Annotated in this window: 20 protein-coding genes; 9 read left to right on the top strand and 11 right to left on the bottom strand. The window is 66.9% G+C overall.

The genetic code is table 11. The features are described from left to right. Together ASF09_RS13165 and ASF09_RS13160 are read left to right on the top strand one after the other, a co-directional pair. A complete protein-coding gene (locus ASF09_RS13165) occupies positions 1-1,413 on the top strand; it encodes an efflux transporter outer membrane subunit (protein WP_156359360.1) in 1,413 nt (470 codons plus the stop codon). 87 nt (positions 1,414-1,500) lie between these two features. After that, positions 1,501-1,770, top strand: coding sequence for a hypothetical protein (locus ASF09_RS13160; RefSeq protein WP_060526621.1), 270 nt, complete (start codon positions 1,501-1,503; stop codon positions 1,768-1,770). Positions 1,771-1,810: 40 nt separating this feature from the next. Here ASF09_RS13160 and ASF09_RS13155 read toward each other — a convergent pair whose 3' ends face one another. Beyond that, positions 1,811-2,149: a hypothetical protein gene (locus ASF09_RS13155; protein WP_235529821.1), complete on the bottom strand. Its 339-nt coding sequence runs from the start codon at positions 2,147-2,149 to the stop codon at positions 1,811-1,813. 61 nt (positions 2,150-2,210) lie between these two features. On the opposite strand from ASF09_RS13155, the gene ASF09_RS20725 reads away from it, so the two are divergent. Both ASF09_RS20725 and ASF09_RS13150 read left to right on the top strand, forming a co-directional pair. After that, positions 2,211-2,363, top strand: a complete 153-nt coding sequence (locus ASF09_RS20725) for a hypothetical protein (RefSeq protein ID WP_168371620.1) — start codon at positions 2,211-2,213, stop codon at positions 2,361-2,363. A gap of 62 nt (positions 2,364-2,425) precedes the next feature. Further along, the gene (locus ASF09_RS13150) at positions 2,426-3,499 is read left to right on the top strand and encodes a lactonase family protein (protein WP_082444287.1); all 1,074 of its coding nucleotides are present in this window, start codon (positions 2,426-2,428) and stop codon (positions 3,497-3,499) included. Between the two features lie 8 nt (positions 3,500-3,507). On the opposite strand, the gene ASF09_RS13145 is transcribed toward ASF09_RS13150, so the two are convergent. From ASF09_RS13145 to ASF09_RS13120, 7 genes are all read right to left on the bottom strand, one after another. Further along, the gene (locus ASF09_RS13145) at positions 3,508-3,777 is read right to left on the bottom strand and encodes a hypothetical protein (protein WP_156359359.1); all 270 of its coding nucleotides are present in this window, start codon (positions 3,775-3,777) and stop codon (positions 3,508-3,510) included. A gap of 100 nt (positions 3,778-3,877) precedes the next feature. Further along, positions 3,878-5,422, bottom strand: a complete 1,545-nt coding sequence (locus tag ASF09_RS13140; RefSeq protein WP_060526619.1) for a DHA2 family efflux MFS transporter permease subunit — start codon at positions 5,420-5,422, stop codon at positions 3,878-3,880. A gap of 286 nt (positions 5,423-5,708) precedes the next feature. Continuing rightward, the gene (locus ASF09_RS13135) at positions 5,709-6,872 is read right to left on the bottom strand and encodes an efflux RND transporter periplasmic adaptor subunit (RefSeq protein WP_060526618.1); all 1,164 of its coding nucleotides are present in this window, start codon (positions 6,870-6,872) and stop codon (positions 5,709-5,711) included. After that, positions 6,869-8,281 carry an efflux transporter outer membrane subunit gene (locus tag ASF09_RS13130; protein WP_060526617.1) on the bottom strand — a complete coding sequence of 471 codons (1,413 nt, stop codon included), beginning with the start codon at positions 8,279-8,281 and terminating at the stop codon, positions 6,869-6,871. Before ASF09_RS13130 ends, ASF09_RS13135 begins: the two co-directional genes overlap by 4 nt. Then, on the bottom strand, positions 8,278-8,751 hold the full coding sequence (locus ASF09_RS13125) for a MarR family winged helix-turn-helix transcriptional regulator (RefSeq protein WP_056051492.1): 474 nt from the start codon (positions 8,749-8,751) through the stop codon (positions 8,278-8,280). The genes ASF09_RS13130 and ASF09_RS13125 overlap by 4 nt, the downstream gene beginning before the upstream one ends. An 80-nt stretch (positions 8,752-8,831) precedes the next feature. Beyond that, entirely contained in the window at positions 8,832-8,993 is a 162-nt protein-coding gene (locus ASF09_RS20370; RefSeq protein ID WP_156359358.1) for a hypothetical protein, read from the bottom strand. A gap of 511 nt (positions 8,994-9,504) precedes the next feature. Then, positions 9,505-13,041: an autotransporter outer membrane beta-barrel domain-containing protein gene (locus ASF09_RS13120; RefSeq protein ID WP_060526616.1), complete on the bottom strand. Its 3,537-nt coding sequence runs from the start codon at positions 13,039-13,041 to the stop codon at positions 9,505-9,507. 423 nt (positions 13,042-13,464) lie between these two features. Here ASF09_RS13120 and acnA point away from each other — a divergent pair, with 423 nt between their 5' ends. Beyond that, positions 13,465-16,149, top strand: coding sequence for an aconitate hydratase AcnA (gene acnA / locus ASF09_RS13115; protein WP_060526615.1), 2,685 nt, complete (start codon positions 13,465-13,467; stop codon positions 16,147-16,149). A gap of 434 nt (positions 16,150-16,583) precedes the next feature. Here the strand turns inward: acnA and putA are convergent, their stop codons facing one another. Beyond that, complete coding sequence (gene putA, locus ASF09_RS13110) at positions 16,584-20,186, bottom strand: trifunctional transcriptional regulator/proline dehydrogenase/L-glutamate gamma-semialdehyde dehydrogenase (RefSeq protein ID WP_060526614.1); 3,603 nt, start codon at positions 20,184-20,186, stop codon at positions 16,584-16,586. A 107-nt stretch (positions 20,187-20,293) separates the two neighbouring features. Between putA and ASF09_RS13105 the strand changes: the two genes are divergently transcribed. Beyond that, positions 20,294-20,755 (top strand): Lrp/AsnC family transcriptional regulator, encoded by a 462-nt coding sequence (locus ASF09_RS13105; protein ID WP_060526613.1) that lies wholly within the window; start codon positions 20,294-20,296, stop codon positions 20,753-20,755. A gap of 24 nt (positions 20,756-20,779) precedes the next feature. On the opposite strand, the gene ASF09_RS13100 is transcribed toward ASF09_RS13105, so the two are convergent. Together ASF09_RS13100 and ASF09_RS13095 are read right to left on the bottom strand one after the other, a co-directional pair. Continuing rightward, a complete protein-coding gene (locus tag ASF09_RS13100) occupies positions 20,780-21,289 on the bottom strand; it encodes a DUF2141 domain-containing protein (protein WP_060526612.1) in 510 nt (169 codons plus the stop codon). Continuing rightward, a complete protein-coding gene (locus ASF09_RS13095; protein WP_147453163.1) occupies positions 21,286-22,209 on the bottom strand; it encodes a hypothetical protein in 924 nt (307 codons plus the stop codon). Before ASF09_RS13095 ends, ASF09_RS13100 begins: the two co-directional genes overlap by 4 nt. 322 nt (positions 22,210-22,531) lie before the next feature. Here ASF09_RS13095 and ASF09_RS13090 point away from each other — a divergent pair, with 322 nt between their 5' ends. Genes ASF09_RS13090 through ASF09_RS13080 form a run of 3 tightly spaced genes read left to right on the top strand, consistent with a single transcriptional unit; the run spans position 22,532 to position 24,746 of the window. After that, positions 22,532-23,326: a DUF2334 domain-containing protein gene (locus tag ASF09_RS13090; RefSeq protein WP_060526794.1), complete on the top strand. Its 795-nt coding sequence runs from the start codon at positions 22,532-22,534 to the stop codon at positions 23,324-23,326. Further along, positions 23,323-24,513 (top strand): glycosyltransferase, encoded by a 1,191-nt coding sequence (locus ASF09_RS13085; protein WP_060526610.1) that lies wholly within the window; start codon positions 23,323-23,325, stop codon positions 24,511-24,513. Before ASF09_RS13090 ends, ASF09_RS13085 begins: the two co-directional genes overlap by 4 nt. Next, positions 24,510-24,746, top strand: a complete 237-nt coding sequence (locus ASF09_RS13080; protein WP_060526609.1) for a hypothetical protein — start codon at positions 24,510-24,512, stop codon at positions 24,744-24,746. Before ASF09_RS13085 ends, ASF09_RS13080 begins: the two co-directional genes overlap by 4 nt. The last annotated feature ends 108 nt before the right edge of the window (positions 24,747-24,854 follow it).

The raw sequence follows: 24,854 nt of genomic DNA, 5'->3' as shown, positions 1-24,854 counted from the left end.
ATGAAGTCCGCCCTCCTCGCGAACCTCTCGGCGCTGACGCTCGCCGCCTGCGCCGCCGGCCCCGACTATGTCGCGCCGATCACCCCACCCAAGGCGGCGGCATCGTTCGTCACCGCCAACGCCGCGACCGTCACGACCGCGCCCGACAACGACTGGTGGCGGATGTACCGCGACCCGGTCCTCGACGGCCTCGTCGCGGATGCGCTCGCGGCGAACACCGACCTCCGCGTCGCGGTCGCCCGCCTCGACAGCGCCCGTGCGTCGTTGCGCGGCGCGAAGACCGATCGCGAGCCACAGGTGAACGCGGGCGCGAGCGGCAACTACGCGCGCACCTCGCAACTCCAGAACCTGCCCGGTCTCGACCGCGAGCGTGCCACCTACGACGTAGGCCTGGACGTCAGCTACGAGGTCGATCTCGCCGGCCGAGTCCGCCGCAACGTCGAAGCCGCCCGCGGCGACGTCGGCGCGGCGCAGGCCGATGCGGACGCCGTCCGCGTCTCGATCGTCGCGGCAACAACCCGCGCCTATGTCGATGCAGCCTCGTCCGCCGAACGTCTCGCGGTCGCCCGGCGGATCGTCGACCTGCTCGACAAGTCGAACACGCTGACCGGCAAGCGCGTCGACGCCGGTCGTGCAGCCCGCCTCGACCAGGTCCGGATCGCGGCCTTGCGCGACCAGCGCGCCGCCAACATCCCGCAGATCGAAGCCGAGCGCCAAGCCGCGCTGTTCCGCCTCGCCACGCTCACCGGCCGCACCCCGCAGGACCTGCCCGCAACCGCCGGCGCGCGCACCACCACGCCGCGCCTCGACCAGCCGATCCCGATCGGCGACGGCGCGGCGTTGCTAGCACGCCGCCCCGACGTCCACGCCGCCGAACGTCGGCTGGCCGCGGCTACCGCGCGGATCGGCGTGCAGACCTCGCAACTCTATCCGCAGATCTCGCTCGGCGGGTCGATCGGCTCGACCGCACTCAGCGTCGGCGACATCTTCACCGGCGGCCCGATCCGCTGGCTGCTCGGCCCGCTGCTGAACTGGTCGCTCAACCAGTCGGCGGCCCGCGCGCGGATCGCCGGCGCCGAGGCGGACTCGCGCGGCGCCCTCGCCAATTTCGACGGCAGCGTCCTCACCGCACTAGAGGAAACCGAGACCGCCTTGTCGAACTACGCCCGCGAACTCGATCGCCGCACGCAATTGCAGTCGGCACACGACAACGCCGCCACCGCAGCTCGCATTACCCGCGCCCGGCAGCGCGAAGGCCAGATCGACTTCCTCGACGTCCTCGATGCGGAGCGGACTTTGGCGGATACGGACACGGACCTTGCGGCAGCCGACGCGCGGATCGCCGGCGCGCAGGTCGACCTGTTCCGCGCGCTGGGCGGCGGCTGGCAGGCACCGGCCCCGCGCCCCGTCTGATGCGCGTCGCACCGTGCCGCAATAAACCGGCGCGTTAACACTCTATAAAGCAACCGACAGCAAACCCGCGGTCGAAGCGGAGACATTATGACCGACGATCACGCGGCGATGCGCACGCAGGCATGGCAGGCGCAGGTGGCCTATCATCGCAGCCGTGCCGAGCAGGAACAGCGGCTGGCCAGCCGGTCGCGTACGGATGCCGGACGTGCGGCGCATCAGGCGCTCAGCGAGCGTCATCTGCAACTGGCGGCGTCCGCCGAGCTGGTAACGGATATGCCCGACCCGGAAATGCCGCGCAGCACGTCGCTGCACGATACCGGCAGGCTTATTCGCGAGAGTTATAGCGAGGCGGGCTAAGCGCCTCGGACGATGGCGGCGGCGATAGTGGTGGCGGCCCTCAGGCGATGTCGTCGATAGCGTCGATGTCGATCTTGCCGAGGTTGATGCCGTCGTACAGCGCGAGCAGCGCGGTGACCTCCTCGACGACGGTTTCCTGTTCGGCGCGCCAGCGTGCGGTCGCGTCGTTCTGCGGCACGCCGTCCATCCCGTCGTGCAGCGTGAACCCCTGATCGATCAGCCAGATCGCATCCGACGCACGCGATCGCTGCCGTCGCAGGTGATACACCCATTGCTCGATGATCCCCGAAGGAACCAGTCTGTCCAGATCGCCCATCGGCTCGCGGTAGGACAACGCTATCAGCAATACCAGCCTGCCACGACACGGAATATCGCGCATTTCGGGGCGTTAACCGTCTTGGGACATTGGCCGGAAACATCGCGGGTGCAGCAGGGCGGCAATGGATCTTCTCCCGCATCCCTCGATCATCGAACGCCGCATGGACGACCAGTCCGTCCTCGCCCGCCGCGCGCCGAACACGCTGATTGCAGAGATGCACCGCGATCTCGCCAGGCTGTACCGCGAGCAGCTGGTTGCTCTGCTGACGATCTGAACCGGGCGGACCGCGAGATGATCCGAAGCGACCGCGCGTCAAAATCACGATAGACGCTCGGCATGACCTTCGCTGAAGCCCGGCCCGAACCCTCTACCACCGCCGCCTCCTTGTCGGGGCAGCTATGGATCGGAACCTATGCGGGCGGCGGCGGTGCGGGCCTCTACCCGCTTTCGATCGAAGCCGATCGCCTCGTAATCGGTCCCGCGGATACCGCAGCGCGCAACGCGTCGTTCGGCGTCTATTCGTCGCGGTTCGATACGCAGTATCTCGTTGACGAGCAGGATGACGGCGCGCTCGGAGTCTATCGCCGAGGATCCGACGGATGGCACACGCTGGCTTCGTCGAGCAGCGGCGGCGCAGCACCGTGCCATGTCGCGCTCGACCGGACGCAATCCTGTATCGCGATCGCCAATTACGGCAGCGGCACCACCGCGCTGTACCGCCTGGACGCAGCAGGGCTCCCGATCCTCCCGGCCGATATCCATAAAGCTGTCGGCAACGGCCCGGATCGCGAACGCCAGACTTCGCCGCACACGCATTGGGTCGGCTTCGGTCTCGACAACCGGTGTCTGTATGTCGCCGATCTCGGTGCGGACGTCGTGCGCGCGTTCGCCGTCGACGTGAAGTTGGGGACGCTCGGAACACCGCGCATCGCCTTCGTCGCCCCGCCCGGATCAGGGCCGCGGCACATGCTGTTCACCGCTGCGCATCCGGGAACAGCGTATCTGATCTGCGAGCTGTCGAGCACGCTGATGATCCTCGACGTCGACGGAGCAGATCTGCACACTCGCACGACACTGCCGACGCTGCCCGCAGGCTGGCAGGGCGCGAATATCATAGCCCATATCGACGCGAACGCCGCGGGCGATCGCCTCTACGTGTCCAACCGCGGCCATGACAGCATCGCGGTCTTCGCGCTCAATCCGAACGGCGACGCATCACTCATCCAGCATGTCGCGAGCGGCGGCGCGTCGCCGCGGTTCTTCACGATGATCGACGAGGGCCGGCGGATGGTCGTCGCGCACGAACGCGATCACCGCGTCACGATCCTCGACGTGCGGCCGGACGGGACCCTCGCCCCGACCGACCTCGCCGTCACCGTTCCCGGCGCGGCATTCGCCTTCGTCAGCTGATGCCTATATCAGCTGACGCTGGCGATCAGCATCGTCAGTTCGTTGCGGACCGGATCGATCCCGACCGCCGGCACCGGCTTCGCGATGCGGCGCTTGCCGGGATAGGATGCCTGCACCGCGTCGCACAGGTCGCGGACCGGGACGCGGACGCAGGCGCCCTCGTCGCAGACCAGTCGCGGCTTGCTCACGGTCGTGAGGCACACGCGCTCGCCGGCCAAAGCCGGTGCGCCGGTAAACAGCAGGCACGCAACAGCGAGCCGCGAAGCGGTTGATTTCATCGTCATTTGGTCTGGCCCCCCACAGGCGTTTCAGAAGTCGTGACTGTCTTATAGGACACACTCGTTTCGATTGTGTTTCGATCATGCTTAATATCGTTCGTCAGTCCGCCGCGATCGGTCCCTCCTGCGGGGTCGGACGGCGCGTGAACCAGACGATCGCGATCAGCGCCACGCACAGCCATGCCGACACGCGGAAGATGTCGGTCGACGCCAGCAGATACGCCTGCCCGACCATCTGCCGCGTGATCGCCCCCGCCGCCTGGACATCGGTCAGCCCCATCCGCGTCAGCGCACCCCGCGCCAGCTGATAGGGCGATCCCGACCCGACCGCTTCGGACAAATGCGACTGATGCAGCGTCTCGCGGCGATCCCATGCCGTCGTGATCAGCGACGCCGCGAAGCTACCCGCGGTAATTCGCGCGAAGTTCGAGATGCCGGTCGCCGAAGGCAGCCGCTCGGCCGGAATCCGGTCGAACGAGATCGTCAGCATCGCGAGGAAGAACGTGCTCATCGCGATCCCCTGCACCAGCATCGGCAGCATCAGATCGTAGAAGCTCGCATAGGTCGTGTAGCCCGAGCGCAGATAATAGGAGTAGCCGAACGATGCGAACGCGACCGTCGCCAGGATGCGCGCGTCGATCTTGCCGCTGAGCCGCGCGACGAACGGCGTCAGGATCACCGCGACGGCGCCCGACGGCGCCGCGACCAGCCCCGCCCAGGTCGCGGTATAGCCGAGCTGCGTCTGCAACCAGAGCGGCAGTAGCAGGGTATTCGCAAAGAACACCGCATAGCCGAGGCAGAACGCGATCGTCCCGATCGCGAAATTGCGGCTCTTGAACAGCGTCAGGTTCACCGCCGGGTTGGCGTCGGTCAGTTCCCAGATCAGCCAGCCGACGAACCCGATCGCGGCGACCAGCGCGGCGATCACGATGCGCTCCGAGGCGAACCAGTCGTCGTTCTTGCCGAGATCGAGCACGATCTGCAACGCGCCGACCCACACCACCAGCATGATCAGCCCGACCTGGTCGATCGGCAGTTTGCGCGTCGGCGTGTCGCGTTTGCCAAGCTTGTTCCAGCATACGAACGCGCAGAACATCCCGAACGGCACGTTGATCAGGAAAATCCAGCTCCAGTGATAATTGTCGGAGATATAGCCGCCCAGGATCGGTCCCATGATCGGCGCGACGAGCGTCGTCATCGACCAGATGCCGAGCGCGGTGGATCGCTTGTGCGCCGGGAAGATCGCGATCAGCAGCGCCTGGCTACCGGGGATCATCGGCCCCGACACCGCGCCCTGGAGGATGCGGAAGCCGATCAGCGACGGCAGGTCCCACGCGATCCCGCACAGGAACGACGCGATCGTGAACAGGAACACCGAGACGCAGAACGTCCGCACCACGCCGAACCGGCCCATCAGCCACCCGGTCAGCGGCACCGCGACGCCGTTCGCGACAGCAAACGCGGTGACGATCCATGTGGAATTGTCGCTCGATACGCCGAGGTTGCCGGCGATCGTCGGCAGCGACACGTTCGCGATCGTCGTGTCGAGCACCTGCATGAACGTGCCGAGCGCGAGCGCGAACGCGGTCAGCGCGAGCGAGCCACCGACTAGGGGGGCGGGACCGGGGCCCGAGGGGGCGGCCATCAGGTGGCGCTCTGCTGCGATTGAGAACGGAACGCCGCACTACAACCACCCCGGCGAAGGCCGGGGCCCAGTTGGGAAACGTCGCTAATGGAAGACGGCACTTCGTTACGACCACCTCTCCAACTGGGCCGCGGCCTTCGCCGGGGTGGTGCAGTGGGTGAAGGCGCTGCCACCAAGCCCCTTGTTTCCCCGCGAAGGCGGGGACCCAGACTGGGCTCCCGCCTTCGCGGGAGAACAAGGAGGCGGGCGCTCGTACCGCACGACGGGAAGCAACCGCGCGCCAACATCACCGGTTAGCCGCAATGATCTGCCGGATCTTGGCCTCGACCGCGGGGTCGCCCCCGCCCGTCGCCAGCCCCTTGTAGGCAGCCGCCGCCGGCCGCCCGACCATCGTCCCTGACTTGTCGGCGGTCGATACGGTCGCGTTCACCGACAACCCGACCCGCAGCGGGTTGCGCCGCAGTTCGCCCTTGTCGAGCGCGATACGGACCGGCACGCGCTGCGTGATCTTGATCCAGTTGCCGCTGGCATTCTGCGGCGGCAGCAGCGCGAACGCGTTGCCGCTACCCGCACCCAGACCCACGACATGCCCGTGATAGACCAGATCGTCGCCGTACATATCCGCGGTGACGGTCGTCGGCTGGCCGATCCGCAGATCGCGCAACTGCGTCTCGCGGAAGTTCGCGTCGACCCACACGCGGTCGAGCGGCACCACCGCCATCAGCGGCATTCCCGCCGACACCTGCTGCCCGAGCTGCACGGTCCGCTGCGCGACGACGCCGTCGATCGGCGCGACGACATGCATGTGGCTGCGCGTGATCGCCGCCCGCCGGTACGCCGCGATCGACGCCATCACCGCGGGGTTGTTCGACACGGTGGTGCCCGCGACGCCGCTGCGCGATTGCACCTGCTGACTGCGCGCGAGTTGCAGCGTCGCCGCCGCCACCTTCACCTGATCGGCGGCGTGGCTCAATTCCTCGCCCGAGATCGCGCCCTCCGCGGCGGCGCCGCGACGTCGCACCAAGTCGTTCCGCGCGCGCGCCAGTTCGGCCTCGGCCTGGACCACCGCCGCGCCGGTTTCGTTGACCTTCGAGAAATCCGACCGGGTCGCACGAACCGCCCGCGCGAGCTCCGCTTCGGCAGACGCCAATCCGACATCGGCGGTCGCCGCGTCGAGGTCGATCAGCGGCTGCCCCGCCTTCACCATTTGCGTGTTGTCGGCGTGGATCGCAGTCACCTGCCCCGGATCGCGCGCGGTGATCGAGACGACATCGCCCGCGACATACGCATCGTCGGTTTCCTGCTCGGGCGCCGCGAGCAGGAAGTGGAACACCGCCCACACGATCACACCGACCAGCACGATGATGCCGAGGATCGTCAGTCCCAGCTTGCGCCCCCGCGGATTGCCGGCAGGAGCAGCCGCAGGCGCGTGCGTTTCGGTATCGGTCATCGTGTCACTTCCTGAAAATCGAAACCGCCGCCCAAGGCCAGCGCGAGTTGCACCCGCTGTTGCGCCGAATTCGCGGCGAGGTCGGCATCGGCCTGTTCCGCGGCGAGCAAGCGCACATCGTTGTCGACGAGGTCGAGCCGATTATCGAGACCGCTGGAGACGCGGATCGCGTTCAGCCGCCCGGTCTCGGCATAGCCGCGCACCACCTCGCGTTGGCGCGCACGGTCGGCCTCCAGCGCGCCGATCCGCGCGACCGCATCGGCGGCTTCCCGCACCGCCCCGATCACGCGATCGTTATAATCCGCGGTTGCGAGATCGAGCGCTGCGGTCGCCCCCGCCAGTCCCGCCTTCAGCCGACCATTGTCGAAGATCGGCAGATGGATCGCCGGACCGGCGCCCACCGTCCCGGCACCGAACGACACCAGATTGCCGAGCCCGACCGCCTGGAACCCCGCCATCGCGGCCAGGTTCAAGTTCGGATAAAAAGCCCGCCGCGCGACCTGACGCCCCGCCGCCGCCGCGTCGATCCGCGCCTGAGCGGCAGCGATGTCGGCGCGCCGTGCGAGCAGATCCGCCGGCACCGTCTTCAGCAACGGCAGGACCGCATCGAGCTTCAACGCCGTCGCCCCGATCGTCGCGGGGTAATCGACCCCGCGCCCCGCGAGCGCCGCCAGCGCGTTCTTTGCCAGCACCTGCGCCGCCTGCGCGCGCAGCAACGCCTGCTGAGCCTGCGCCAGCAACGTCGTCGCCGCCTGCGCATCCAGCTTGCTGCCGAGCTTGTTGCGGATCCGCACATTGACCAGCCGCAGCGTATTCTGCCGCGTCGCGATCGTCCGCTGCGCGATCGCCGCCTGCGCTTCGGCGCGTTCGAGGTCGATATAGGTCTGCACCACCGCCCCCGACAGCGCCAACCGCGCCGCGGCGACGTCGAGCGCAGCGGCGCGTACCGACGCACGCGCACCAGCGATCGCCGCCTTCTGACGCCCGAACAGATCGAGGTTCCAGCTGAGATTCGCCGCGACCGTGCCGACGAACTGGGTCGTTCCCGCATACGGCGGCGGAATCGTGTAGCGACCGCTCAGCCGCGCATATTGCTCCTGCGCGTCGAACGTCGCTTCGGGGCCGTTGTCCGCGCGGTTGGTCGACAGCACCGCCTGCGCCTGCGTGACCCGCGCCAGCGCGGCATCGAGCGTCGGATTGCCTGCCACCGCATCGTGCACCAGGCGATCGAGTTGCGGATCGCCGAACCCGCGCCACCAGTCCGCCGCAACGACCGGCGCCGGCTCGGCGGACAGACCGAGCGTCGAGGGTGCGATCGGCGCCACGACGGTCTCGGACGCAGGCACCGCGCATCCCGCGAGCATCCCCGTCAGCAGCGTGGTCGCAAAAATCCGGTTTCGAGCGGTCATGGTCGACGACCTTCCGTAAGAGCATCGTCCAGTGTCGTGCGGAGTTTCTGCAGGAGGCCGATCAAGGTGTCGATCTCGTCCGCTGCCCACCCCTGGGCGAGCAGGACGTTCCAATAGGCGACGATCCGGTCGCGACACCGGATCGCGATCGCTTCGCCGTCGGGAGTCAGTTCGAGATTGAGCACCCGCCGGTCGTCGTTCGCGCGCGACCGCGTCACCCATCCGCGCTGCTCCATCGTATCGACGAGCCGGGTGCTGGCGCCCTTGTCGTAGGACAGGTCTCGCGCGAGATCGGCGCAGGTCGACGAGCGTCCGGCGAGAAGCGACATGAGCGCAGACCACTGCGTTCCGGACACGCCTTCATCGACGAAGATCGGTTCGATCAAACTCTGTCCGATCTGGTGGACGCGCCGCGACAGATAGCCGAGCGAGCATTCCGGGCCGAATTCCGCGGGCGTGAAAAAGTCCATATGGTTGCCATGACAACCATTGCCTCGGCAGTCAATTGCGAACTGCGCTCGTGGACGTCGGGCCGCCGACGACCGCAGCCTTACGCCGCGAGCGTGGCGATCCGTTCCTCTGCGCACAGCAGGCAATCGTCCAGCTTCGCGCCGAGCATGAATTCCTGCTCCGAGTCGGCGATGTCGCGCGACTCGTTGATAAGGCGGCTGATAGCCGTCAGGCGTTCGATAGCTTGATCTGCGCTTCGCATCGGACTTCCCCCTATTCGCTTGCCTATGTCAGGAGTGCCGGACCGACACCCTTCGCTCGTTTAGCCGCCACTTCCGCTCGCAGGACTTGCTCAGCATCGCCGCGTGCCGCCGGCAATGCGGAGGACGGTCGATCACGACATTATAGGACGCGAGTTAATGAAGCGGACGGGCCAAACCTTATCTTTGTCATAGTAATTGATCAAGATCTCAAAACAAGCCTGATAATTCCAAGACATCGACCAAGCATAGTTGGGATTTTAGGCAGCCCAGCAACGGCTACCCCGCGAATAAACCATAATATTTGTTAGTTCTGAAAGAACTATCCAATATCAATATCATCGTTTCATCAGGCGACAATACGCGGCCGCATTGATGGTCGGACGAAAGATGCCGAACGTCTCGCCCGAGTCGGAATGCCACTTCGGGATCGGAACGCACAACGAAAAGGGCCATCCGCTACAGCGGACGGCCCTTGCCGGATCGGCGCTACCGCCAAATCGAGGTGCCCTGTCAGAAGCGGATGCTGATCGACCCCTTGTAGGTCTGGTTCGACACGTCGCTGCGCTCGATCGTGGTATCGGCACCGATCGAGACGTCGACTCGGTCACCGACCAGTGTCAGTCCACCGCTGACTTCGCCCCAATTCTTGTCCTGGCCGGCGAGCGCGAACAGTGCGTTCGGACCGATCCCGCCGACGAAGTTCGCGCCGAACACGCCCGGCGTCGAGTTGAAGTCGTGGACGTAGTTCGCCGCGACATAGGGCTTGAGCGACGCGCCACCGCTCAGGAACAGCCCAGCACGCCCCTGCACGCTGTCGAAGCTGTCGCGGTCGACGAACAGCGCAGGGCCGCTCCCGTTCTGGCCGCCAGTCTCGATCGACTTGCCGAAGCCGATATGGCTGGCGCGGATCGACACGCGCGGACCGACCTTCAGCATCGACAGGTCGAACGCCTTGCCGAGGCCGACCTCGCCGACCAGCGTCAGCGCGTTGTCGGTGCTGCGCAACCGGTAGCTGGTGCCGACGAAGCCGACGCTGCGATCGGTCTTGGCGACGAACGCACCCGCGCTGACATGCGTATCGAGGATGATCCCCGACGCGGTCTCCAGCTTGCCGTAGACCGTGCCCTGGTACAGCGCGCCCTTCGCCCGCTGTGCGATCCCGCCGGTGGTGCCGTCGGTATTGGTGTACGAGACCGACAGGCCGATCACCGCGCCCTCGCCGGCCTGCTTCTCCAGACCGCCGGCGATGAAATAGCCGTCGAACTTGTCATGCCCGCCAAACGGGATCGCGGTCGGCATCGAGCGGCTGCGGCCGTCGATATAGCCGCCGGCGATGAAGCCGCCCATGTCGTCGGGAAGCTTGCCCGGCTGGACGACCGTGCCGCCGGTGTCGCTCATCATGTCCTGCCCGCCCGGCAGGTCGCTCGCCATCAGCGACGCCACCTGGAACGGCTTGCCGATCAGCACGAGCGTTCCGCCGAGCCCGTGGCGCGTATCGATCTGCGCGATGCGATCGCGGTAAAACCGCGACATCGTGTCGACCGACGCCACGCCGAGGCTCGACTTCAGCGTTTCCGCGCGGGGGGCGAGGCCCTCCAGCGTCGACCGGATCGTCGCTGCGGTCTGCAGATCGAGCGTGCCGTACAGCCCGCTCAGCGCCGCAGCGTTCGAGCGGTTGCGATCGAGCAGCCCGGCATACGCTGTCTGGATCGGCGTCGCGGCAACGACATTGCTGTATTGCCCGGCTACGATCCGCACCTGCACCGCATTGGCGCTGTAGACATAGTTCGGCGTCAGGATCGCGCTGAGCGGCGTCGCCGCATTGAACGCTCCGCTGACCCCGCCCTGCGCCGTCACGATCGTGTAGATATCGTTCGATCGGATGGTCTGCCCCGCGACGGGCGCGAACCCGACGCTGCCGCCGAGATTGACGATCCCGTTGGTCGCTGCGCCGCTGGCGTTGAACGTAGTCGCCACGAAGGCGAGCTTGTCCGACGTGCCGTTGGCGCCGAGATCGACGAGCAGGTTGGTACCCGAGGCCAGGATGCCGTTGCCGGCAACGGTCAGCGTCCCGGTCGTCCCCATCGTGCCCGGCGCGATCATGCCCGAAACGCTGGTGAAGAACGGCGTGTTGATCCGCCCCGATCCAGTCAGCAGTCCGGCGAGCATGAAATAGTCGCCCGGCGTAGAGATCACGCCGTCGTTCTGCACCGTGCCGGTGACCTGGTTGATCGTCATCAGGCTGGTGAGCGACCCCGCCGACGTCACCGCCAGCTTGGCCGTGCTGCCCGCGACGGTGAACTTGTCGACCGTGACCGCCGATGCGAGCGTGGTGGTGCCCGCCGCCGCCAGCGTGACGTCGTAATAGCGTGCGCTACGCTGCGTGGTGCGATCGGGATCGACGTTGTTCGGCACGAAGTTGGTCGCGCCCGGCAGGCCGTTGGCGAGCGTTGGCGACAGCACCGCCAGCGCCGTCACGTCCTTACCGGCCTGCGCGGCGTTCTCCGCGCTGGCCAGCAGCGATGCGTCGGCCTTGCCGCCCTGCGCCACGGTTTCCAGCATCATGCCGGCCGCAGCGACACCGCCCGTCGCGACCTTGGTCACGACTGCGGGCGAGGCGGCGGTCGCCGTCACCGGAACGCCGTCGACCGTCTGGACGCCCGTCTTCACGTCGACGCAATCGGTCTGGAAACATACCTGGCCGAACTTGTTGCCATCGCCAGCGATACCAGCGCCGGTGCTGGTCGGCACGCCGTTGACCAGCTTGCCGTCGACGATGATCTGGTAGTTCGGATCGAGTGCGGTCACCCAGTGCGACGCGTCGGTCCACTGGCCGTCGCCCGCCTTGGTCTGCGCATAGCGATACGGATTGTTCGCGGCGATGTAATCCGAGAACAGATAGAGCGGTTGGTAGAAGCTGGCCGTACCATAGGCACCGAACGGCTGCGCGCCGTAGAACCGGTTACCGCCCGACAGGACGCCGATCACGACCTGCTTGGCGAAGGTCCGATCGAGGATCAGCGGACCACCCGAATCGCCGCCCGCGGTCGTACCCTCGTTGGGCAGCGCGTCGTCCTTGAACAGGTTGAAATCATAGGGGCTGGCGGCGGCGGTACCACGGCGGGGATCGTCGAAATCGAGCTGATACAGGTTCTGCGGCAGGCCGCTGGTCGAGCCGAACAGGAACGCATCGCGATCGTCGAACGAGCCGAGGATGCCGATCGTGTTCTCGGCGATGCGACGGCGATAATCGATGCCGTTGGTATCGCCGACCAGCGTGCCACCCTGCCCGCTGCGACCATAGCCGGTGATCGTTACGTGATAGCCGGTGCCGGTGGTCGCGCCGATCGTCGCGGGTGCCGGCAGCGCGGACAGCAGCAGCGCCCAAGTCGGCACGTTGGCGGCGGGCGTATCGAGCGTCGCGATCGCGACGTCGCCCTGGATGAAGTTCTGCGACAGGCCGAGCTTCAGCGAGTCGGCATTATAGACGACCTGATTGACGTTATACAGGAAGTTGGCGGTGTTGGTCTTGTACTGCTGAGCATTGACCGCGCCGGTCGCGGTGGTCGGCAGGAACCAGTCGATCACCGCGGGGCGGTTGTTTTGTGCGAACCCGAACGCGATCGGGATGCCGCCGCCCTTCGATCCATATTGCCACGGGTCCTGCGCACCGGTGCCGGCGCCGTTCTCGTTGACGCAATGCGCGGCAAAGATGACCGTGCGCGGGTTGATCAGCGACCCGGTGCAGATCCCGAGGCCGCCACCGCCCGCATCGATCGTCATCTGGCCGACGCCGTTGACGCCACCCGCGACGTCCTGTGCGGTGGTCGGCGTACCCGGAGCGCTGATGACGATGCTCGGCTGGGTGACCAGATCGGCGGGGTTGAGCGTGCTGCCATACGCCATCACGTCGACGCTCGTCGGGCGCTCCTGAGCCGACGCCAGCGTCGGAACGGCGGCTGCAATCAGGATCGCAGTGGACGCGAGCAGGTTCAGCCGTGACCGACGCGTAAGACAGTTCGTTGCGCCCGCAGAAACGATCGTCATCTGTATAACCCCCTGTTCGTGCCGTCCATTTTCGGAAACGTGCACCATGAAGGGAAGCTATGCAGACCATTTTGCGAACGCAATCGATGATCCGTCGACTTTCACACCTTTGTAACTATTCGTAACAAACGCGTTAAATATGCCACAGGCCGATCGACCGTCATCGTCGTCGTCTCGCGCCGGTCCGACAGAACGCGCGCACCAAACTTCCCCCCGCGACCGCAAACAACCGGTAGCGCTACCGCGCATACCGCGATCACCGAATACCTTGCAGCACGGCAACCCCACCCTTCCCCGATGCGCTCCCCCTTGCTAAGGCCCCTCCGGTAACAGCATTTTTCGCTCGGTCCCCGACGCGCCCGCGTGGCCTATATGGCTGTCCCCTCGGCGCCCGGCGGCCCGACGCCCACGGGAAGGACCCCTATGACTGCCATCGGCCAGGACACCCTCAAGACCCGCACCAGCCTCTCCACCGGCGGCAAGTCGTACGACTATTACAGCCTCGCCAAGGCGTCGGAACAGCTCGGCGACATCAGCCGCCTGCCCTTCTCGATGAAGGTGCTGCTCGAGAACCTGCTGCGCTTCGAGGACGGCGTGACCGTCACGCGCGAGGATATCCAGGCGATCGTCGACTGGCAGAAGGAGCGTCGCAGCGACCGCGAGATCCAGTATCGCCCCGCCCGCGTACTTATGCAGGATTTCACCGGTGTTCCCTGCGTGGTCGACCTCGCCGCGATGCGCGATGCGATGACCAAGCTCGGCGGCAACCCCGAGAAGATCAACCCGCAGGTCCCCGTCCACCTCGTCATCGATCACTCGGTGATGGTCGACGAGTTCGGCACCCCGCAGGCGTTCCATGACAACGTCGACCTCGAATATGAGCGCAACATCGAGCGTTACGAGTTCCTGAAGTGGGGCTCGAAGGCGCTCGACAATTTCCAGGTCGTCCCCCCCGGCACCGGCATCTGCCATCAGGTGAACCTCGAATATATCGGTCAGGCCGTCTGGTCGTCGGCGTCGTCGGGTGACCACGGCGACGGCACGATGATCGCGTATCCGGATACGCTGGTCGGCACCGACAGCCACACGACGATGATCAACGGTCTCGGCGTACTCGGCTGGGGCGTCGGCGGTATCGAGGCCGAGGCCGCGATGCTCGGCCAGCCCGTGTCGATGCTGATCCCCGAGGTCGTCGGCTTCAAGCTGCTCGGCAAGCTCAACGAAGGCATCACCGCCACCGATCTCGTGCTCACCGTCACGCAGATGCTGCGCGCCAAGGGCGTGGTCGGCCGCTTCGTCGAGTTCTTCGGCCCCGGCCTGTCGTCGATGACGCTCGCCGACCGTGCGACGATCGCCAACATGGCGCCTGAGTACGGCGCGACCTGCGGCTTCTTCCCGATCGACGACAAGACGCTCGATTACATGCGCCTCACCGCACGGTCTGACGAGAATGTCGAGCTGGTCGAAGCGTACGCCAAGGCCAACGGCTTCTGGCGCGACGAGAACGCGGAAGACCCCGTCTTCACCGACACGCTCGAACTCGACATGGGCACCGTCGTTGCATCGCTCGCAGGCCCGAAGCGCCCGCAGGACCGCGTCAGCCTCAACAAGGTCGACGAGGTGTTCAACAGCGACCTCCACAAGCTCTACCACAAGGAGCAGCCCGCCCGCGTCGCGGTCGAGGGTCGCGAGCATGACATCGGCGACGGCGACGTCGTCATCGCCGCGATCACCAGCTGCACCAACACCTCGAACCCGTCGGTGCTGGTCGCTGCAGGGCTCGTCGCACGCAAGGCGAACGCACTCGGCCTCAAGTCGAAGCCCTGGGTGAAGACCTCGCTCGCTCCTGGCTCGCAGGTCGTCACCGATTATCTCGACAAGGCTGGCCTCACCGCCGACCTGAACGCGCTCGGCTTCAACCTTGTCGGGTACGGCTGCACGACTTGCATCGGCAACTCGGGCCCGCTCGCGCCTGCGATCTCGGCCGCGATCAACGAGAACGACCTCGTCGCCGCGTCGGTGCTCTCGGGCAACCGCAACTTCGAAGGCCGCGTGTCGCCCGACGTCCGCGCCAACTTCCTCGCCTCGCCGCCGCTCGTCGTCGCCTATGCGATCAAGGGCACCGTCACGACCGACATGATCGAGACGCCGCTGGGCCAGGGGTCGGACGGCCAGGACGTGTATCTGCGCGATATCTGGCCGACCAACGAGGAAGTCCGCACGACGATGGACGCCAACATCGACGCAGGCATGTTCGGCGCGCGCTACGGCGACGTCTATGCGGGCGACGCCAAGTGGCGCGAGATCGACGTCACCGGCTCGGACACGTACGCATGGCGCGCAGGGTCGACCTATGTCGCCAACCCGCCCTACTTCGAGGGCCTCAGCATGACGCCGTCGCCGGTCCAGGACATCATCGACGCCAAGCCGCTCGCGATCCTCGGCGATTCGATCACCACCGATCACATCTCGCCGGCCGGTTCGATCAAGGCCGACAGCCCCGCTGGTCGCTTCCTGCAGGAGCATCAGGTCAGCAAGGCGGACTTCAACAGCTATGGCGCACGCCGCGGCAACCATGACGTGATGATGCGCGGCACCTTCGCCAACATCCGCATCAAGAACGAGATGGTCCCCGGCATCGAGGGCGGCATGTCGAAGTACGACGGCGAAGTCATGGCGATCTACGACGCCGCGATGCGCTTCAAGCAGGACGGCACCCCGCTGGTGATCGTCGCCGGCAAGGAATACGGCACCGGCTCGTCGCGCGACTGGGCGGCGAAGGGCACGAACTTGTTGGGCGTCCGCGCGGTCATCACCGAGAGCTTCGAGCGTATCCACCGCTCGAACCTGGTCGGCATGGGCGTGCTGCCATTGCAGTTCGCCGAAGGCACCGATCGCAAGACGCTCGGCCTCGACGGCTCGGAGACCTTCACGATCCTCGACGTCGCGAGCATCCGCCCGCGTCAGGACGTCACGGTCAAGATGACCCGCGCCGACGGCACCAGCGAGACGTTCCAGACCAAGTGCCGGATCGATACCGTCAACGAGCTGGAATATTTCCTCAACGGCGGCATCCTCCACTACGTCCTGCGCAAGCTGGCCGCGTAAAGACTGCGATACGATCCTCCCCCGCAAGGGGGAGGTGGCGCCGAAGGCGACGGAGGGGGAGGACATCGGAACAGAGGTTTCCCTTACCTCTCCCTCCGTCAGGCAAGCGCCTGCCACCTCCCCCTAGCGGGGGAGGATCGATAGAGTGCGAGAATCTCAGGTTATCGCCGCGGCGCGTCTAGCGCCGAGATCCCGCGCGTTCCCGAACACAAAAAGGCGGGGCGACCGTGAAGGTCGCCCCGTAGTTCAGGGAGAAGACCGGGACAGGGGGGACCCGGTCAAAGTCGCCGTCCACAGGGGGAGAGGGAGCGGCGACGCTCTCCCTTTCGCGCCGATATGTTGCAGGGATATGTCGGTCGCGTGTTCGAGCGACATTTTTACAATTAAAGTGCGGTTAGGCATCATCATGGTGACGCCGCATCGTCCTGTTCCCGTTATCCGATCATCATTAAGCTCGCATTGCCGCCCGCGGCGGTGGTGTTGATCGAGGTCGACACCTCCTCCAGCAGCCAGTCGAGCGTGTAGGCAAGCGGCGCGCCAAGCCTGGCCGCATGGACGAGGACGATCGGCCCCGGCATCGCCGCAACCCGTTCGACCATCTGCGTCACCGCCGCCGCATCACCCTCGACCAGCACCGCGGCGAACGGCGCGTCGTCGTCCTCTGCGAACACCGAAGCGACCGCCGCAGGAATCCCCTCGGGCAGCGCCATGCCCTCGACCTGCGCACGATTGCCCGTCGCCAGCACGACCGCCATCTGTTCCAGCAACCCCGCTGGCGTCGCAGGCTTCAGCAGCACACGCCCGCGCGGATGCAGCGCATAGACGTTGCGCTCGCCGACCGGGCCCGGCAGCAGCGTCTCGACACCCAGCGCCGACCCGTCGCGATAGAGACGCGCGGCGGTGGCGGTTGCGCGGTGGCCGCGCTGGCCCAGCCACGCGATGAACGAGTCGAGCAACGGCATCGCCGTACCGGACCCGATCTGCGCGTTCGCGGCTTCAGTCACGAGCCGCCCGAGATACAGCGGACCGCCCGCCTTGGGACCAGTCCCCGACAGCCCGCGCCCACCGAACGGCTGCACGCCCACGATCGCACCGATGACGTTGCGATTGACGTAGATATTGCCCGCCTTCACCCGCGCGGTGATATCCGAGACGGTCCCGTCGAGCCGTGTGTGCAGCCCGAAGGTCAGCCCATACCCGGTCGCATTGATCGCATCGATCAGCGCGTCGAGCTTGTCGCGCTTGAACCGGATGACGTGGAGCACCGGCCCGAACACCTCGCGTTCGACGTCGCCGATATGACCGATCTCGATGATCGTCGGCGCGACGAACGTGCCGTGTGCGCATTCGGCCGGCAGGTCCTGCTGGTCGACCCGGTGCCCCGCCGCGCGCATCCGGGCGATATGCGTATCGATTCCCGCCTTCGCCTCGGCGGTGATGACCGGACCGATATCGACCGCGAGCCGGTCGGTACGGCCGATCCGCAACTCCTGCAGCGCACCCTTCAGCATCGCCAGCGTCCGGTCGGCAACCTCGTCCTGCAGGCACAGGATGCGCAGCGCAGAGCACCGCTGTCCCGCACTATCGAACGCCGACGCCAACACGTCCGCGACGACCTGCTCCGCCAGCGCCGACGAATCGACGATCATCGCGTTCTGGCCACCGGTTTCGGCGATCAGCGGGATCGGCGCGCCGGTGGCGGACAGCCGCGTCGCCAACTGGCGCTGGATCAGCCGCGCGACGTCGGTCGACCCCGTGAACATCACCGCGGCCGTCTCGGGCGCGCCGACCAGTGCCGCGCCGATCGCACCGTCGCCGGGAATGAGATGCAACGCATCCGCCGGGATCCCCGCCTCGTGCAACAACCGCACCGCTTCGGCAGCGATCAACGGGGTTTCCTCGGCAGGCTTGGCGAGCACCGGATTGCCCGCGACCAGCGCGGCGGCGACCTGCCCCGCAAAGATCGCGAGCGGGAAATTCCACGGGCTGATGCACACCACCGGCCCCAGCGCGATCTGTGCCGGCCCCATCGTCGTCCGCGCCTGCTGCGCATAATAGCGCAGGAAATCGATCGCTTCGCGGACCTCACCGATCGCGTTGGCCGCCGACTTGCCCGCCTCGCGGATCACGAGACCGATCAGGATCGGCATCCGCGCCTGCATCGCGTCGGCCGCACGATCGAGCGCCGCAGCACGCTCCGCCACCGGCGTTGCGGACCAGGTGCTCGCGGCCGCCCGCGCTACGACAGCGCGCGCGTCCTCGACGGCGACTTCGGCAACGTGACCGACGACGTCGCGGTGGTTGGCCGGGTTGAGTACCGCACGCGTCTCGCCGCTGGCCTCGGAACCGGCATACCACGCGATCGCCGCGCTTTCCCGCAGAGCGTCACCCAACGCCGCCAGCGCAGTCTCGTCGCTGAGATCGATGCCGTCCGAGTTGCGCCGATCGGGGAACAGTCCGCCCGGCAGCGCGATCTCGTCATGGCGCGCACCGGGGTTCGGCATCGCCGACACGATATCGACCGGGTCGGCGATCATCGCGTCGATCGAGATCGCAGGATCGGCGATCCGGTTGACGAACGACGAGTTCGCGCCATTCTCGAGCAGCCGGCGAACCAGATACGCGAGCAGCGTCTCGTGCGTGCCGACCGGTGCGTAAATCCGGCACGGCCGGTCGAGCTTATCCGTGCCGACGACCTGTTGATACAGCGGCTCGCCCATCCCGTGCAGGCACTGGAACTCGTATTGACCGATCGCGAAATCGGGTCCGGCAAGCTGATAGATCGTCGCGAGCGTCTGCGCGTTGTGCGTCGCGAACTGCGGGAACACCGCGTCGGGCGCGGCCAGCAGTTTCCGGGCGCATGCGATGTACGCGATGTCGGTATGGAGCTTGCGCGTGTAGACCGGGAAGTCGGCGAGGCCATCGACCTGCGCGCGCTTGATCTCGGCATCCCAGTATGCGCCCTTGACCAGCCGGACCATGATCCGCCGCTCCGATCGCCGCGCAAGATCGACGATCCAGTCGATCACGAACGGGCACCGCTTGCCATAGCCCTGAACGACGAACCCAAGTCCGTTCCAGTCCGCCAGATCGGGATCGAGCGCCAGGCTCTCGAGCAGGTCGAGCGACAGTTCGAGCCGGTCGGCCTCCTCCGCGTCGATGTTGAAGCCAATGTCGTAGCGCTTCGCCAGCGCGGCGAGACGCGCCACCATCGGCAGCAATTCGTCCATCACGCGCGCCGCCTGCCCACGGACGTAGCGCGGGTGCAGGGCGGACAGCTTGATCGAGATGCCCGGCCCCGCATACACGCCGCGCCCCGCCGACGCCTTGCCGATCGCGTCGATCGCGGTCTCGTAATCGGCATAGTAGCGCGCAGCGTCGGCGGCGGTCGTCGCCGCCTCGCCGAGCATGTCGTAGCTGTAGCCGAAGCCCTTGGCCTCCAGCTCGCGCGCGCGCTTGAGCGCCTGCTTGATCGTCTCGCCGGTGACGAACTGTTCGCCCATCATCCGCATCGCGAGATCGACGCCGCGCCGGATGACCGGCTCGCCGACCCGCGCGACCAGCCGCGACAACGCCGCGCCGAGCCCGCGATCGTCGACGCTGCCGACCAGCTTGCCGGTGACCACCAACCCCCAGGTCGCGGCGTTGACGAACAGCGACTTGCCGCCGCCAAGATGCGCGGTCCAGTCGCCGCCGGCGATCTTGTCACGGATCAGCGCATCGCGCGTCGCATCGTCGGGGATCCGCAGCAGCGCCTCGGCGAGACACATCAGCGCGACGCCCTCCTGGCTCGACAGCGAATATTCCTGCACCAGTCCTTCGACGCCGGTGCCGCGATGTTCGGCGCGCATCCGCGTCACCAGGTCGCGCGCCGTCTCGCGCACCGCGGCGTGCGTTTCGGGGTCGAGCGTCGCGGACTTGATCAACGGTGCGAGCGCCTCGGCCTCGTCCAGCCGATACGCGGCGGTGATCGCCGATCGCAACGAGGTAGCCTCGCGGATAGCGGGGGCGAAGGCGGCGAAGGGCTGGCTGGTCATGCCACCGCCTTAGATCGCTTCCAAAAGTCGATCCGGCTTATGTATCGGCATCGGGCGGCCTATATCGCTTTTGTACGCGCCATTCGCGAACCGATCGGAGTGATTTAATGCCAGTGGCAGTCGAAATGGACGGCTTCGACCATAAGATCGTCGCTGCGCTGCTGGAGGACGGGCGCATGTCGGTCACCGACCTCGCGGCCGCTGTCGGGCTTTCGAAGACACCCTGCCAGGTTCGCCTGCGCAAACTGATCGCAAGCGGCGTGATCCGCGGTTTCTGCGCGATCGTCGATGCCGAGAAGATGGGTCTCGATCACGTCGCGTTCGCCGAGGTGAAGCTCGACGACACGCGCGAACAGGCACTGAAGGCGTTCAACGCCGCAGTCCGCCGCATCCCCGAGGTCGAGGAATGCCACATGATCGCGAGCAGCTTCGATTATCTGCTCAAGGTCCGCACCGCCGACATCCGCCGCTACCGCGCGGTGCTCGGCGAGAAGATCTCAAGCCTGCCGCACGTCGCGAGCACGTCGACCTTCGTGGCGATGGAAACCGTCAAGGACCGGACCCGCTGATCCGCGGGTCCGGATCCTCCTCGGCTATTGCTTGATCGGCGCGAACGAAAATAGTCCGCTGCGATAGTTCATCACGACATGCGTGGTGGTGATACCGTCATGAACGACGACCTTGGCCTGATCGGCCCGCGGCTTGGAATGGCCGAGCTTGGGGTTGCTGGCAAAGCCGATACCGTCGTGGAGCAGGCTGAAGCCGTGGCCGCCGTCGCGCGCATGGACGACGCTGAGCGCATAGGTCCCCGGTGCGGGCACGCGCAGGCAGAGCGACGCCACCCCGCTCGCGGGCACGGTAATCACCGATCGGCGGAAAGTCTTACCGGCGCCGATCAGGACGTTGTCGTCGGCGAGGAAGTCGCCGTCGCGCGCGGGGTAGAGTTCGGCGCGGAGTACACCGACCCGGTCCTTCAGCCCATCAACATCGACGATCAGCGCAGGCCCCGGTTCGTTGGGTCGGCAGCGCGCCTCGACGGTGCCGAGCCTGGGCGTCGAGGGGATCGGGGTAGCGGCCAGCGCCAATATCGAAAACAGGATCACTTGTTACGCTCCATGGTAGCGAGTTCGACCGCGGTCAGCGCCGCCCCGAGAAGAAGATGCGTTACCAGCCACAGCCCGGCGATCATCGTCAGCACCGCGGTCACTTCGGAGGTCCGCCCGACGGTGAAGGCGACCAGCCCGGCGAACACGATGTCCTTGTTCGGCAACAGCGGCAGGCGCGACACGAGCATCCGCAACGTCGCCAGCGCGAGCCACCAGGCGAGCGGCGCGGCGGGCATCACGGCTGCCCACAGCAACGCGGCCAGCACGGTGGTAGCGACGATCCGCAGGAAATGGATGACCGCGATCCGGGTCAGTTCCGGACGCGGCAGAGTCAGCAGGCGCTTGCGCAGCACCAGCGTGACGAGCGACGGGATCGCCATGCTCGCCGCCGACACGATCATGACCTTCGCGCTGGTGCCGAGATGCAGCGCGGCGAGCGCGTGCCAGCTCGCCGCCGCCAGCGCGAGCGTGCAGACGTTGGCGACCACCGCGGACAGGATCGCGACGTCCTTGATCGCGCCGAACGGGGTGCCGACCATCGTCGCGTGCTTGCGCGCCCAGCCGTAGAAATACAGTTCGCCCGAATAGCCGAGGATGATCTCGTTGCTGATCCGCTTGCGTAGCAGCGCGAGAATGCCGCTCGGCGGCAATCGCCAGAGCCGCCGATAGATCACCCATTCGCTGAACGGCGTGACCAGATAGCCCAGCGCGAAGATCGCCCAGAACAGCGGCGACATCGGCACCATGTGCAGGATGCCCGGCACGTCGAGGCTGCGCAGCTGCCACAACGCGCCGATCAGGATCGCGGCGGACAACAGCGGCGCGAGCCAGCGGCCGACGAAGCCCTTGCGGACGACGGTCGGGGTAAGGGCGGGGAAAACCTGCGCGCGCGTCAGCGTCAGCGGCATCTCTGTCATGCGACATTGCTCCGGTAGAAACAGGACCTGGCCAGCGGCGGGCGGCAGAGGCGTGTGGTGCCAAGCGACGCCGAAGCGAGTGATCCGGATCGGGTCATGCCCACAGGACGCCGCCAGCAACGCCGAGCCGCAGCGATGCCCGTCCCATCAGTGAAATAATTTGCCGGTAGGTATCGGCACGGACTGCGGAAGCATCGAGGCGGCGCCGTCCCGTCATCAGTGCGCGACGTATGAAGGCAAGACCATGGCGACATTCGACCAGAGCGAGAGCGGGGGCGACCACAGCGAGGGGCAGCGTCCTCCAGCGTCCGACGCCAAGCCGATGGCAGGCAAATCGGCGGCGCAACGCCGCCTGGTGGTGTCGATTCACGACGTCTCCCCCGCCTTCGTGGCGCCGATCGACCTGCTCGCCGAGCGGATCGACGCGATCCTAGGCGGACCGAAGTTCGCGATGCTGGTGGTCCCCGATCACTGGGGCGCCGCGCGGCTCGATCGTGCCCCGGCGTTCGAGCGGCGGCTGCGCGCATGGTCCGATGCCGGCGTCGAGATGTTCCTGCACGGCTGGTTCCACCGTGACGCGAGCGATCACCGCAATGCGGCCACTGCTCTGAAGGCACGCTACATGACCGCCGGCGAAGGCGAGTTCCTCGGGCTCGACGCGGCCGAAGCCGAACACCGGATGCGCGCCGGTCGCGACATGGTCGAGCAGGCGATCGGCCGGTCGGTCGCGGGCTTCATCGCCCCGGCCTGGCTATACGGACCGGGTGCGCACGCGGCGTTGAAGGCCTGCGACTTCGCGCTGGCCGAGGATCATTTCCGCGTCTGGCAGCCTGCCACCGGCGCGATCGTCTCGCGCGGCCCGGTCGTGACCTGGGCCAGCCGGACGCGCGCGCGCACCGCCAGTTCGCTCGCGGTCGCCGCGGCGGCGCGCATCATGCCCGACTGGATGCCGACGATGCGCGTCGCGGTCCACCCAGGCGACGTGACCAAGGAGTCCCTGCTGACCAGCATCGACCGCACGCTGCGCACGCTCGCCGAGCGCCGCACGGTTTCGCGCTATGCCGATCTCGTCGCCGACCAGATGTCCGATGCCCCGGTCGAGAGGATCGCAGCATGAAGATCGTCGACGTCTGCGCATTCTACACGCCGACCGGCGGCGGCGTGCGCACCTATATCGACCGCAAGCTCGTCGCGCTCGCCGCGCGCGGGCACGAAGTCGTCGTCATCGCCCCCGGCGAGGAGAACCGCGAAGAACAGCGCGGCCCCAACGCCCGCGTGCGATGGCTGAAATCGCCACGCTTCCCGCTCGACCGCTCCTATCGCTACTTCGCCGACCGCACCGCCCTGCATGCGATGCTCGACGAGGAGGACGCCGACGTGGTCGAGGTGTCGTCGCCGTGGCGCAGCGCATCGATGGTCGCGGACTGGCGGACGCAGTCGGGGTCGCGCGCGCGGCTCTCGCTGATCGCACATGCCGATCCGCTGTCGGCCTATGCCTATCGCTGGTTCGGCAACGTCGCCTCGACCCAGGCGATCGACCGCGCGTTCGACTGGTATTGGCGGCATCTGCGCCGGCTCGACGCACAGTTCGACCATATCGTCAGCGCCAGCGACAGCCTGACCCAACGGTTGCGCGAAGGCGGTCTCAACAAGGTGACGACCGATCCGATGGGCGTCGATCCGGGCCAGTTCTCGCCGCGCTTACGCAACGCGGACCTGCGCCGCGAGATGCTGGCGCTGTGCGGGCTTGGCGAGGATGCGCTGCTGCTGATCGGGGTCGGGCGCCATGCGCCCGAAAAGCGCTGGGACATGGTCGCGCAGGCCGCGACGGTCGCGGGTACGCATACCCCGGTCGGGCTGTTGATCATCGGCGGCGGTTCGCGGCAACGGCGCGTGATCGACGCGATCGGCGACAACCCGCATGTCCGCCTGCTCGAGCCGATCCGCGACCGGACCGCGATCGCCCGGCTGATGGCCAGTGCCGATGCGCTGGTCCACGGTTGCGAGGCGGAGACCTTCTGTTTCGTCGCGGCCGAGGCGATCGCGTCGGGGCTGACCCTGATCGCACCCGATCGCGGCGGCGCCGCCGATCTGGCGCAGGCCAATGACGGCGTACTCTATCGATCCGGCGATACGCAGGCGGCCGCCGATGCGATCCTGGCGTTTGCCGGAACGCGGTTGGCCTCGGCGTCGGGTCCTCTCGATCGCCCGGTGCGCACGATGGACGATCATTTCGACGCGCTTCTGGCCTTGTACGAGGACAATATGGTTGCACAGCCCGAACGCCGGCTGGACGTGGCATGATGACCGCCATGGCTCTGATCTCGATGCCGGACACCAGCGAAGACGATCTGGCGAGCGCGACCACCGTGGCGCGACCATCGATCCGCGACGACCTGACTCGATCGCCACCGGTCGCCACGACGCCGTGGCGGGCGCCGCTCTTCTACTTCGCCCCGATCGCCGCGGTCTTCCTGCTGATCGCGGTCGCAATCGTGCTGCTGTGGCGTGTCGTCACGCGATCCCGCAGTCTGTGAGACGCCCCACCGTCCTTCGGTAGCGACAGACGCCGCGATACGCGGTATCCGTCTCGGTTCCTGAAGTTCGGAGCAATGCCGTAGCCGACGCGGAAAGTTTTCAGCCTG

Source organism: Sphingomonas sp. Leaf242, assembly GCF_001422045.1.
Lineage (GTDB): Bacteria > Pseudomonadota > Alphaproteobacteria > Sphingomonadales > Sphingomonadaceae > Sphingomonas.
The sequence above is the reverse complement of the archived record's forward strand: the minus strand, read 5'-3'. Positions and strand labels throughout refer to the sequence as shown.

Coding starts and splice junctions, on each gene's coding strand:
- ASF09_RS13165 (WP_156359360.1), top strand. CDS start 1: ATGAAGTCCGCCCTCCTCGCGAACCTCTCGGCGCTGACGCTCGCCGCC.
- ASF09_RS13160 (WP_060526621.1), top strand. CDS start 1,501: ATGACCGACGATCACGCGGCGATGCGCACGCAGGCATGGCAGGCGCAG.
- ASF09_RS13155 (WP_235529821.1), bottom strand. CDS start 2,149: ATGCGCGATATTCCGTGTCGTGGCAGGCTGGTATTGCTGATAGCGTTG.
- ASF09_RS20725 (WP_168371620.1), top strand. CDS start 2,211: ATGGATCTTCTCCCGCATCCCTCGATCATCGAACGCCGCATGGACGAC.
- ASF09_RS13150 (WP_082444287.1), top strand. CDS start 2,426: ATGACCTTCGCTGAAGCCCGGCCCGAACCCTCTACCACCGCCGCCTCC.
- ASF09_RS13145 (WP_156359359.1), bottom strand. CDS start 3,777: ATGAAATCAACCGCTTCGCGGCTCGCTGTTGCGTGCCTGCTGTTTACC.
- ASF09_RS13140 (WP_060526619.1), bottom strand. CDS start 5,422: ATGGCCGCCCCCTCGGGCCCCGGTCCCGCCCCCCTAGTCGGTGGCTCG.
- ASF09_RS13135 (WP_060526618.1), bottom strand. CDS start 6,872: ATGACCGATACCGAAACGCACGCGCCTGCGGCTGCTCCTGCCGGCAAT.
- ASF09_RS13130 (WP_060526617.1), bottom strand. CDS start 8,281: ATGACCGCTCGAAACCGGATTTTTGCGACCACGCTGCTGACGGGGATG.
- ASF09_RS13125 (WP_056051492.1), bottom strand. CDS start 8,751: ATGGACTTTTTCACGCCCGCGGAATTCGGCCCGGAATGCTCGCTCGGC.
- ASF09_RS20370 (WP_156359358.1), bottom strand. CDS start 8,993: ATGCGAAGCGCAGATCAAGCTATCGAACGCCTGACGGCTATCAGCCGC.
- ASF09_RS13120 (WP_060526616.1), bottom strand. CDS start 13,041: ATGACGATCGTTTCTGCGGGCGCAACGAACTGTCTTACGCGTCGGTCA.
- acnA (WP_060526615.1), top strand. CDS start 13,465: ATGACTGCCATCGGCCAGGACACCCTCAAGACCCGCACCAGCCTCTCC.
- putA (WP_060526614.1), bottom strand. CDS start 20,186: ATGACCAGCCAGCCCTTCGCCGCCTTCGCCCCCGCTATCCGCGAGGCT.
- ASF09_RS13105 (WP_060526613.1), top strand. CDS start 20,294: ATGCCAGTGGCAGTCGAAATGGACGGCTTCGACCATAAGATCGTCGCT.
- ASF09_RS13095 (WP_147453163.1), bottom strand. CDS start 22,209: ATGACAGAGATGCCGCTGACGCTGACGCGCGCGCAGGTTTTCCCCGCC.
- ASF09_RS13090 (WP_060526794.1), top strand. CDS start 22,532: ATGGCAGGCAAATCGGCGGCGCAACGCCGCCTGGTGGTGTCGATTCAC.
- ASF09_RS13085 (WP_060526610.1), top strand. CDS start 23,323: ATGAAGATCGTCGACGTCTGCGCATTCTACACGCCGACCGGCGGCGGC.
- ASF09_RS13080 (WP_060526609.1), top strand. CDS start 24,510: ATGATGACCGCCATGGCTCTGATCTCGATGCCGGACACCAGCGAAGAC.